This is a genomic window from Glutamicibacter mishrai (assembly GCF_012221945.1).
GTDB classification, from domain to species: domain Bacteria; phylum Actinomycetota; class Actinomycetes; order Actinomycetales; family Micrococcaceae; genus Glutamicibacter; species Glutamicibacter mishrai.
Map to the genome: position 1 here is coordinate 833,049 of NZ_CP032549.1, position 9,879 is coordinate 842,927.

Here is a 9,879-nt window from a genome sequence, read left to right on the forward strand (position 1 = left end):
CATAGACTGATGCCATGTTCCGGATAATGATCGTGTGCACGGGGAATATCTGCCGTTCGCCTATGGCCGAGTACATGCTCAAAGACGCCTTGGTTAATGCCGATGTCAACGAAGTTCAAGTACTCTCGCGGGCCATCACCGACGGCGAAGTCGGCAACCCCATCGACGAGCGCGCCGCCAGCATCCTGCACAGCCATGGACTGGACGCTGCTGAGCACGTCGCCGCCCAAATCGACTCCGAAGAACTAGCCGACATGGATCTCGTGCTGGCCATGGACACCGACCACTTCGAAGAACTGGTCCCCGAGCTGGCCGACATCGATCCCTCGCAACGCCCGCAGCTGCGCATGTTCCGGTCCTTTGATCCGCAAACAGCCAGCGCCCCGCACGAACGCCAAGGAGTCTACGACCCCTGGTACGGCGACGCCGGCGACTTCCGCGAGACTTGGAAACTCATATCTGCTTCCCTGCCAGCCCTTGTAGATTACGTGCGGAGTAATATCGCTTCTCGTGGAAACCGCTAGACCAACTTTTATTGCCATTGACGGACGCTCCGGTTCAGGCAAAAGCACCTTCGCAACAGATCTAGCGCAACAACTTGCCGCCACAGCTACTGTGGCTGTTCTGCGCCTCGAAGACCTCTACCACGGCTGGCACGGGCTGAAGCGCGCCTGCGAACTCTACGCCCAGTTGCTGCCCGCACTGGCCAATGCAGAACCCGTCACCTACCCCACTTGGGATTGGGATGCCGACGCCGTAGGCGCGCCACGGGTCTTCACCCCTGCGCACTTTGTGATCATCGAAGGCGTGGGCGCGCTCAATGACCAGGCCAGCGAATTAATTGATTTCGGCATCTGGCTTGAAGCGCCCGAATCCTTCCGCCGCGACCGGGCCCTGGCCCGGGACGGTGAAACCTACACGCCGTTCTGGAGCACCTGGGCTGGGCAAGAGCAGCAATATCTCGCCAGCAATTCACCCCAGCAGAACGCCGCGCTGATCATGGAGACCGCTCAAACCCCTGACCTGCTCTCCACGCTTCAGGCAGCTTCCCGCTTCCTTCCCGCCACCATCCAGTCGCTGGGATTCCTTGCTGCTCCTGCAGGCCCAGTTCCGCTGCTGCGCCAGAGCTATCAGGCCCCGGCAGATGCCGCCGCGCTTTTCGACGCGCTCACCGCCCGGTTCCCCTACGCGGCACTGCTCGAATCCACCAGCCAGCATCTCCAGGATCCGCTTGGACGCAACCGGTATTCCCTGCTGGCCTTCTCCACCGCAACCCAGCCACCGCTGCTGACCGCCGATGCCAACGGAACGAGCGTGCAGCTGCCCGGAGCACGAGTGAACCTGGGCCACAGCTTTTTTGATTCGCTCGCCGGGCTGTGGCCCCCGAGGAATCCAATGGAGACGCAGTACCCGCTGCCCTCCTGGGTTGGCTACCTGGGGTACGAGCTGAAACGTGAAGTCGGCGCGGCAAGCCTCAGAGCAGAAATCGCGCCCGGACGGCACCGCCCCGACGCGCAGTTCTTTGCACCCGATACCATCGTGGTCATCGACCACCAGCTCTCGCAGATGCACCTGCACAGCATCAACAAGCCCGACGCGCAGACAACGATCCTGCTCGGCAACCCGCCCCAGCATCGTGCCAGCGCGCACTTGCCTGTTCCGGACTTCCACTGCGCCGACTCCGCCGCCGGATACCAAGAGAAGATCCGCCGTGCCCAACACGAAATCTACGAGGGCAACACCTACGAGGTCTGCCTGACCACCGAGCTGACGGCCCACGCCGAAGAGTTCGACCCGTTCGAAGCGTACTGCCGCATGCGGCTGTCGAGTCCTGCACCCTTCGCCCACTATCTGCGGCTTGCCGATCTTCAGGTCGCCAGCATCTCCCCTGAGCGATTCCTTGCCTTGTCCAAGGATGGGCAGCTGCGCGCCGAACCGATCAAGGGAACCCGCCCGCGGGGAATCGATGAGGAAACGGATCTGGCCCTCAAACACGATTTGGCCACGCATCCCAAAGACCGGGCCGAGAACATCATGATCGTCGACCTGTTGCGCAACGACCTCTCCCATCACGCGGTACCAGGATCCGTGCGCGTGACCCGGCTCTGCTCCGTGGAGTCCTACGCCACCGTGCACCAGATGGTTTCCACCATCGACGCGACGTTGCAGTCCCCTGCGCATGCTGCCGATGCCTTGCGCGAAGCTTTCCCGCCGGGCTCGATGACCGGTGCACCGAAGCTGTCGACCATGAATATCCTGGACGAACTGGAGGATCAGCGGGCGCGAGGCTTGTACTCGGGAGCGGTGGGCTATCTCGGGGCCGATGGCGCCGCGGATTTCTCCGTGGTCATTCGCACCCTGATATGCGACAAGCTGCCGGATCAGTCGTGGCGCCTGTCGCTGGGCCTAGGCGGAGCGATCACCGCGGACTCCATACCCGAAGATGAATGGGATGAGGTCATCACCAAATCGCGCGGAGTGCTCCAAGCGCTGGGAACCACTTTCCCTGCCGCTACTGCAAGGTAGCGGTCAAGCGTGCCACATTGTCGATCCAGCGCTGCATGCGCGGGCGGCGACGCCACTGCGACAAGGTGATTTCCGAAGAAATCTCCCGGTAGTGATTCTGCACTTCATTCACGGCATTGACCATGTCCTTGCCCAAGAGCATGACCGAGATTTCCATGTTCAAGCTGAATGAACGCATATCCATATTCGAGGAACCGACCACGGCGACATCATCATCCACCGTGAAGCACTTGGTATGCAGCACCATCGGGGCCGGGTAGCAGTGGATCCGCACGCCGGCTTCCAGCAATTGCTGGTAGTAGGACTGCTGCGCATGGTGGACCAGGAACTGATCCCCCTCTTCGCAGACGAACAGTTCAACTTCCACGCCACGCTGCGCGGCCGTGGTGATCGCATAGAGCAGCGAATCGTCCGGCACAAAGTAGGGGCTGGTGATTTCCAGGCGTTCGGACGCCGAATAGATCAGCGTATTGAACAGGCGCAGGTTGTTTTCCGTGCCATAGCCAGGACCGCTGGGAAGCAACTGGGCCAGGGTTGATCCCGGGCGCTCTTCATAAGCCAGCGGGTGGCGCGCCTCGTTCATATCCATCAGCACTTCCTGGTCGTCATCCTCTTGCCACCAGTCGGTCGCAAAGGTGACATCCAGGCTGCGTACCAGGGGGCCTTCGACGCGCAGCATCATTTCGACCCACTCGCGCCCGATCTTGTGCGAGGACTTGCGCTTGTAGCCAGGCTCGATCAGGTTCTGGCTGCCGGTGAAGCCGACTGCGCCATCGATGACCAGGATCTTTCGGTGGTTGCGCAGATCCGGGCGACGCCAGCGCCGGCCGATTAAGTCGATGGGAAGCATGGGGCGCCAGTTGATGCCCGACTTCTTCAGGCGCTTCTTCAGCTCGCCATAGCCCTTGACCCGCAAGGTGCCGAGGTGGTCGAAGAGCAAGCGCACGTGGACCCCGCGCTGCGCGGCGCGTTCCAGGGCTTCGAGGACCGGTCCCACATATTCCTCGTCATCACCCATGATGTAGAACTGGATGTGAACGTACCGGGTGGCCTTGTCGATTTCTTCCCGCATCAACTCCATCGAGGTGCGGTAATCCGAAATGACCTTGACGCTGTTGCCGCCTTCCAGCGGCATGGCACCCAGGTTGCGGTTCAGCTCCACTGCGGATTCAACCCACTCTTCCTGCGAGTGGAATTCCTCGGGAAGCTGCATGTGCTTGGTGGCGTCCATGATCCGTTCATGGGCTCGCTGCTGCTTTTCCAGCCGGCGGCGGGACAGGCGCGGGTTGGCAAAAAGCCAATACGCCAGCAGGCCGACCACGGGAATGAAGAAAATCGCCAGCAGCCAGGCCATGGCCGTGGTGGGACGGCGATTGCCGGGGACGATGCCGATCATGAAGTACCGCACGGCAAGTTCGATGGCGACCAGGATGCTCCACAGCACGCCACCGATTTGCATCAGCACTTCGTTACTCGGCAACACTATGGCACACCCCTTGGCTACGCACGATGATCGTCGCTGTTTTCGGCTCTGATCTGCGTATGACAGCTCAAATTCCTTCGCCTAGCTTATCTAAGATTCCCTGCAATGTCTGAACACCCCTGAACTCAAAGGTCACGGAAGTGGCGTGGGTTCGATAATCTGTAGGTATGAGCTCACTTGTATTCTTGGATCCGGCCTATCCGGCAGGCTACTTGGCCGACATTGCAGCACCCCAGCTTCCCGTCACCGCACAGGGAGTGACCCGCGGCGACGGGGTCTTCGAATCCATGCTCTACACCAACCAGGCCGTAAGGAAATTCGAGGCCCACCTGGCCCGCTTGGCCACCTCGGCAGAGCTGGCCGACCTGGTCATCCCCGACGCGCGCAGCTGGTATGCCGCCGTGGATACCGCCGTCGCCGACTTCGATGCCACCGGCGGTGCCGAAGAAGCCGTGGTCAAGCTCATCGCAGCCCGAGGTGAGCACGATGAGGATCCGGCGATCTGCTGGGTGACCGTCACCCCTGCCCCGGCATTGGGCAAGGAACAGCGCGAGACCGGCGTCGACGTTTTGCTGCTGGACCGCGGCTACGACTCGAAACTTGCAGAACGCGCCCCGTGGCTGATGATGGGTGCGAAGACGCTCTCCTACTCTGTGAACATGGCCGCCCTGCGCTACGCCCGCAAGCACGGCGCCCATGACGTCATCTTCACCTCGGCCGACGGCATCGTCCTGGAAGCGCCGACCTCCACGGTGCTGGTAGCCCAGCGTGATGGCGAGACCAAGCGCCTGCTGACCCCGATGCTGGAAACCGGCATCCTTCCGGGCACCACGCAGAGCGCCATCTTCGACGCGGCAGCCCAGAACGGCTGGGAACTGGGCTATGGCCCGCTGCGCCCTGAGGATCTCTACCAGGCCGATGGCGTCTGGCTGGTTTCCTCCATCCGCCTGCTCACCCCGGTGCGCACCATCGATGCCAAGCCATTGCGCCTGGACGCCGAGCTGCATGACGAGCTCAGCGCCCTGAGCGACGCAATCCGCTAGCCCCAGACGAGGTTGTAGGTGCCGGCCAGCACGGCCGCACCAATAGCCGCAGCTCCCAACACGATGCCTGCCGTAAGCACGGCGGCATCCTTGCTGGTGAATCTGGCCGTGCGGATCCAGGTCCGCTCGCCCAAACCGAAGCCTTTGGCTTCCATGGTCACCGCCAGCCGTCCGGCACGCCGCAGCGCCTGGACCAGCAAGGCCAGGCACTGCCCCAGCTTCGCCCCGATGCGCTGGGCTACCGTCCCGAAGTTGCCCACGCCACGGGCCCGGCGAGCCAGGCCAAGCGTGGAGAATTCTTCCACCATCAGCCCCAGCAGACGCATGCCAGCGAGCGCTCCAAGCACAAAACGGTGCGGCACCCGCAGCTGCTGCGACAGCGCCCCGCCCAGATCGCTGGGATTTGTGGTGGCCAGCAGCAAGATGCAGGGCAGAGCCAAGGCGAAGGCCCTCAGCCCGGTGGCGATGCCCCCGTGCACCGAGCCTTCGGTGATGCTGAAGATCCCGAACTGCGCATACACCGCTCCGCTGTCCTGGCCCACTAGCGCAATGCCCCACGCGCCGATGACCCCGGCAACCAGCAAGGGCCAGGCGCGTTGGAAGAACCGTCCCACGCTCAACCCAGCCAGCGGGAAGGCCAGCAAGGTCGCGCCGACAACCACCACAGCGGAAACCCAATCCAGCGTGGTGATCAGCGGCAAGGTGGCCGCGGCCACCGCACCCAGCTTGGCCAGCGGATTGATCTTGGCCAGCCAGCTGCGGCCCACCGGCGCATCAAGCACCGGGCCTCGCGTAATAGCTGGCGCCTGATCCGCGACGGGCGCCAAGCGGATCTCTCCGGCGGCCAGGACACTGGCCAAATGCTCATCGTGGGTCACCGCGATGATCGCGGTGCCCTTCTCCAATTGCTCCACCAGCAGTCCGGCCAGTTCCCGCCAGGTATTGGCGTCCTGGCCGAAGGTCGGCTCATCGAGGATCAGCACCTGCGGCGCTGCGGCAAGCACCGTGCCCACCGACAGGCGGCGCTTCTCCCCTCCCGAAAGGGTGAAAGGATTCGCCTCGGCAAGGTGCTCCAAGCCCAAGCGCGCCAGCAGCGAGTCGACTAGGGCGTCCACCTCGGCCGGATCGTATTTCAGCTCCTGTCCGCCGCTGGCTTTGGCGCGCTGCGGGGCGAAGGCCAATTCCTCGCGCACGCTCTGGGTGACGAACTGGTGTTCAGGCTCCTGGAACACCGAGCCGATCCGCCCGATCAGCGCCCCCGCTTTCCAGCTGAAGGGCGAAGCATCCAGCCCATTGGCCAGTGCCTCGACGGCCTGCAACTGGCCTGCTGCCGGTTGAAGCAGCCCGCCCAAGGTCAGGGCCAGGGTTGATTTTCCGGCACCGTTCTCTCCCCGGATCACCGTGGCGGTGCCAGCACGCACCGACAGGTCCACGGCTTGGGTCCGCGGCGCGTCGTCGGTGCGGGCGCTGACCAGCTGGTCTGCTTCCAACAGCAGCTCGCCCGGTGCGATAGCAGCGGTTGGCACCTGCGGCAGATAATTCGGCACCCATAATCCGGCCGCCGACAATTCAGCGCGCAGTTCTTCATCATCGATCAGGCGCTGCGGATCCAGGTCGTGGGCCACGCCTCCGCCTGGTTCCAGCACGATGACCCGGTCCATATGCCTGGCCCAGGCATCCAGCCGGTGTTCAACCACCAGCAGCGTCGCGCCAGAGACCTCGGCCGCGTTCAACACCGCGTCGCGCAAGGGCCCGATGCCCTCGGGGTCGACGTTGGCGGTGGGTTCATCCAGCAGCATCAATCCCGGCTGCATGGCCAGGATCCCGGCAAGGGCCAGGCGCTGCTTCTGCCCGCCGGAAAGCTCCTGCGTGCGATGATCCAAGGGCAGCATGCCCAAGCCGACCGCGTCGAGCGCTTCGGGAATGCGCTGGCGGATGATCACCGGATCCACCGCCAGGTTCTCGGCACCGAAGGCCACATCGTCGGCCACCCGGCTTTGCACCACCTGGGTTTCCGGATCCTGCTGCATCAGGCCGACCGGATGCTCCCGGGCGAAGGCATCGGACCCGTCGATCAGCAGCAGTCCGGTGGACTGCTCGGAGTCATCGGCTTCCAGCAAGCCTGCCAGGGCATGCAGCAAGGTCGATTTGCCGGCCCCCGAGGGGCCGACCAGCAGGACTTTCTGGCCCGCGGGGATGTCCAGATCCAGAGAAGCGATGGCTGGCTTCTCGCGTTCGGCGTGGTGCCAGCCGAAACTTCGGGCAATGATCTCGGTGCCCCGGCGGGTGTCAGCGGTGGCACCGGTATTGGCCACCGAACTCATTTTGCGGCCAGTTTTCCGGTTTCCAGGTGAGCACGGCGGCTGGCCAGGGCGCTCAGTGCGCCGGTCTTCGCCAGGCCGCGAGTGGCCAGCCATGAGAGCAGGCCGGCAACAACCAGGCCGGAGACGCCGGTGGCAACCACATGGAAGAGCTTCAGCGCCGGGGTGTATTCAACGTAGTACGCCAAGATGTAGGCCTCGGACACACCGGCGAACAATCCGGAGAACAGGCCAGCGAGCAGTGCAACACCCAGGTTCCACTTGCGGTAGCGGAACGCCGCGAAGACCAGCTCCGCGCCCAGGCCCTGGACCAGTCCGGAGATCAGCACGGTGAGCCCGTAGTGCGATCCGAGCAGCGCTTCGATGACCGCGGCCAGCAGTTCGCAGTACAACGCGGCACCGGGCTTGCGGATGATCAGCGCGCCGAGCACTGCAGGGAACAGCCAGACACCGGTCAGCAGTGCGGCTGCTGGCGGGAATGCTGCGAACGCCAGGGAGAACAGCCCGTAGCCTGCACTCCAGGCCCAGAAGATGACGCCGGAGGCAACGGCGATCACCGATGCGGTGACGATGTCGACGACGCGCCAGCCGTTGCGTTGCTTTGCTGCTGCTTGATTCATTGATGGTCCTCCTGTATCAAGGAGGGGAGATGTACGGGCTGAAGGCGCACTGCGCCCACGTCCGCATCCGAGATGCTCGACTTCCTTCGCCGGTACTAGCCGGAGCAGGTTCGAGGGTCTGCGATCTATCGCACTCTCAGCGTCTTGCGACTCCAGTTTCGAAGTCTGACGCTCCCCTGTCGGAAAATTACTGCCCACCTACCATACCGCAGGTATGCTGGGCAGAGGAACGATAAGTCACGACGTTGAAGCGAGGGCAAAATGAATACAGTGCAGAAACTTGCCACCACGGGTATTTCCATCGGCGCCGGTTTTGTCGGCAGCAAGCTGGTTGATCAGCTGTGGAAGGGTTTTACCGGAAACAAGGCTCCCCGCAAGGGCAGCGAAGAAGCGGCTGAGGCCTCGTTGCGCCAGGCTCTCGGATTTGCGATCTTCTCATCCATTGTGGCCGCCACCATCCAGGTGCTGGCAGACCGTGGCACCAACAAGGTCGTCGCGCGTTTCAGCAAGTAGTACTCGTCAAAGGCGGCGTCCCACCATGGGTGGGACGCCGCCTTTGTGCTTTCTAGACTTGTGCTTTCTAGTCTTCGGTTTTCTCCGCTTGCTTCGACGAGACGTCGGTGGCGCCGGTGGCCGGAGTGCCGCTGACCTTGTCGACGATCTGCTTGAGCTCATCGGCGTAGAGCGAGTCCTTGGCCGCGTGCTTCGTGCGGTAGCCCGAACGGCCGATCATGTGGGCCGATACCGGAGCGGTCAACAGCTGCATGCCCCAAGCCAGGAGAAGCAGCGGCACCACAGCCCAGCTGCGCAGGTGGATCGCGAGCCCGGCGAAGATCAGCAGGAATCCGAGGACCTGCGGCTTTGTGGCCGCGTGCATGCGGGTGAGCATATCGGGGAAGGTGAGCAGGCCGATCCCGGCGATCAGCGACATCAGGCAGCCCAGGATCAGCAGCACCGCGACGAGGATATCCAAGAACATCTCCATCAGGCATTCCTCTGATCGGAAACGTAGCGCGAGACGGTGACCGAGCCGATGAAGCCCAGGGTGCAGGCGGCGATGACGAACAGCAGGTAGTCCGTGTGCCGGTTGTAGACCATCTCAAGGCACAGGGCCACAGAGATGATCAGCAGCATCACGTCCAGGGCCAGCACGCGATCCAGGATCGAGGGGCCCTTGGCTACGCGGATGACACAGGCAAGGGTGGCCAGGCCGAGCATGATGCCGCAGATCCACATCACGATTTCCATCATTTCTTGCCCCTCATTCGCATCAGGTTGGGTCCGCATTCGTGCTTGATCGCGTCGAATTCATCGCGGCTGCCGATCGCCATGATCATCCGGCGTTCGATATCCCGCACCGCTTCGCGAGCGCGGTCCATATCCTGCTGGGATTCGATGTTGATGTAGTGCAGGTACAAGGTGGAGGAGCTGCGATCCACGTCAATGACGAAGGACCCCGGGATCAAGGTCAGCACATGGCCGACCGTGGTCACGATCAGGTCCGAGTCGGTACGCAACGGAACCGCGATCACGCCGCTGCGAGTCTTTTTCCCGCGGAAGACCGCCAGCTTGGCCACTTCGAAGCTGGCCACGAACACCTGGCCGACAAACCAGAAGAACAGCTGCAGGCAGTACCAGGCGTTCATGCGTCCCGAGAGCACCACCGGAGGCAGCGGGAAGAGCGTGACGATCAGCAGCGAGATGATCGCGCCGAAGATCAGGTTCGCCGGCGAGAAGTCCTGCCACAGAGCGCACCACACAAAAAGCAGCAGGGCCAGCAGCGGCCATTCCTGCTTGAGTGTCGCCCGGTGGCGCACGCCAGAGGTATCCAGCGCGTCATCAATACGCTGGTCGCGAGGTTTCAAATTCTTAGTCGGCATCGTCCC

The 9,879-nt window shown here is 63.0% G+C and carries 10 protein-coding genes and 1 riboswitch; of the genes, 4 read left to right on the top strand and 6 right to left on the bottom strand.

Going from position 1 to position 9,879, the window contains the following annotated elements; all coding sequences use genetic code 11:
- The first annotated feature begins 14 nt into the window (after nt 1–14).
- Together D3791_RS03975 and D3791_RS03980 are read left to right on the top strand one after the other, a co-directional pair.
- Entirely contained in the window at nt 15–524 is a 510-nt protein-coding gene (locus D3791_RS03975) for a low molecular weight protein-tyrosine-phosphatase (RefSeq protein ID WP_061954316.1), read from the top strand.
- Nucleotides 511–2,526 (top strand): chorismate-binding protein, encoded by a 2,016-nt coding sequence (locus tag D3791_RS03980; RefSeq protein ID WP_172511342.1) that lies wholly within the window; start codon nt 511–513, stop codon nt 2,524–2,526. Before D3791_RS03975 ends, D3791_RS03980 begins: the two co-directional genes overlap by 14 nt.
- Here D3791_RS03980 and cls read toward each other — a convergent pair.
- Nucleotides 2,513–3,985, bottom strand: a complete 1,473-nt coding sequence (gene cls, locus D3791_RS03985) for a cardiolipin synthase (protein WP_022874315.1) — start codon at nt 3,983–3,985, stop codon at nt 2,513–2,515. The genes D3791_RS03980 and cls overlap by 14 nt on opposite strands.
- 191 nt (nt 3,986–4,176) lie before the next feature.
- Between cls and D3791_RS03990 the strand changes: the two genes are divergently transcribed.
- Nucleotides 4,177–5,052, top strand: coding sequence for an aminodeoxychorismate lyase (locus D3791_RS03990; RefSeq protein WP_022874316.1), 876 nt, complete (start codon nt 4,177–4,179; stop codon nt 5,050–5,052).
- Here D3791_RS03990 and D3791_RS03995 read toward each other — a convergent pair.
- Both D3791_RS03995 and D3791_RS04000 read right to left on the bottom strand, forming a co-directional pair.
- Nucleotides 5,049–7,376, bottom strand: a complete 2,328-nt coding sequence (locus D3791_RS03995; RefSeq protein WP_172511343.1) for an ATP-binding cassette domain-containing protein — start codon at nt 7,374–7,376, stop codon at nt 5,049–5,051. The genes D3791_RS03990 and D3791_RS03995 overlap by 4 nt on opposite strands.
- Nucleotides 7,373–7,993: an ECF transporter S component gene (locus D3791_RS04000; RefSeq protein WP_022874318.1), complete on the bottom strand. Its 621-nt coding sequence runs from the start codon at nt 7,991–7,993 to the stop codon at nt 7,373–7,375. Before D3791_RS04000 ends, D3791_RS03995 begins: the two co-directional genes overlap by 4 nt.
- Nucleotides 7,994–8,057: 64 nt before the next feature.
- A riboswitch (TPP riboswitch) is annotated at nt 8,058–8,181 on the bottom strand.
- Nucleotides 8,182–8,254: 73 nt separating this feature from the next.
- Between D3791_RS04000 and D3791_RS04005 the strand changes: the two genes are divergently transcribed.
- Entirely contained in the window at nt 8,255–8,506 is a 252-nt protein-coding gene (locus tag D3791_RS04005; RefSeq protein ID WP_022874319.1) for a DUF4235 domain-containing protein, read from the top strand.
- A gap of 67 nt (nt 8,507–8,573) precedes the next feature.
- Here D3791_RS04005 and mnhG read toward each other — a convergent pair whose 3' ends face one another.
- Genes mnhG through D3791_RS04020 form a run of 3 tightly spaced genes read right to left on the bottom strand, consistent with a single transcriptional unit; the run spans nt 8,574 to nt 9,873 of the window.
- Nucleotides 8,574–8,978: a monovalent cation/H(+) antiporter subunit G gene (mnhG, locus tag D3791_RS04010; RefSeq protein WP_172511344.1), complete on the bottom strand. Its 405-nt coding sequence runs from the start codon at nt 8,976–8,978 to the stop codon at nt 8,574–8,576.
- A complete protein-coding gene (locus D3791_RS04015) occupies nt 8,978–9,244 on the bottom strand; it encodes an MrpF/PhaF family protein (protein WP_022874321.1) in 267 nt (88 codons plus the stop codon). The genes mnhG and D3791_RS04015 overlap by 1 nt, the downstream gene beginning before the upstream one ends.
- Complete coding sequence (locus D3791_RS04020) at nt 9,241–9,873, bottom strand: Na+/H+ antiporter subunit E (protein ID WP_172511345.1); 633 nt, start codon at nt 9,871–9,873, stop codon at nt 9,241–9,243. Before D3791_RS04020 ends, D3791_RS04015 begins: the two co-directional genes overlap by 4 nt.
- Nucleotides 9,874–9,879: the final 6 nt, after the last annotated feature.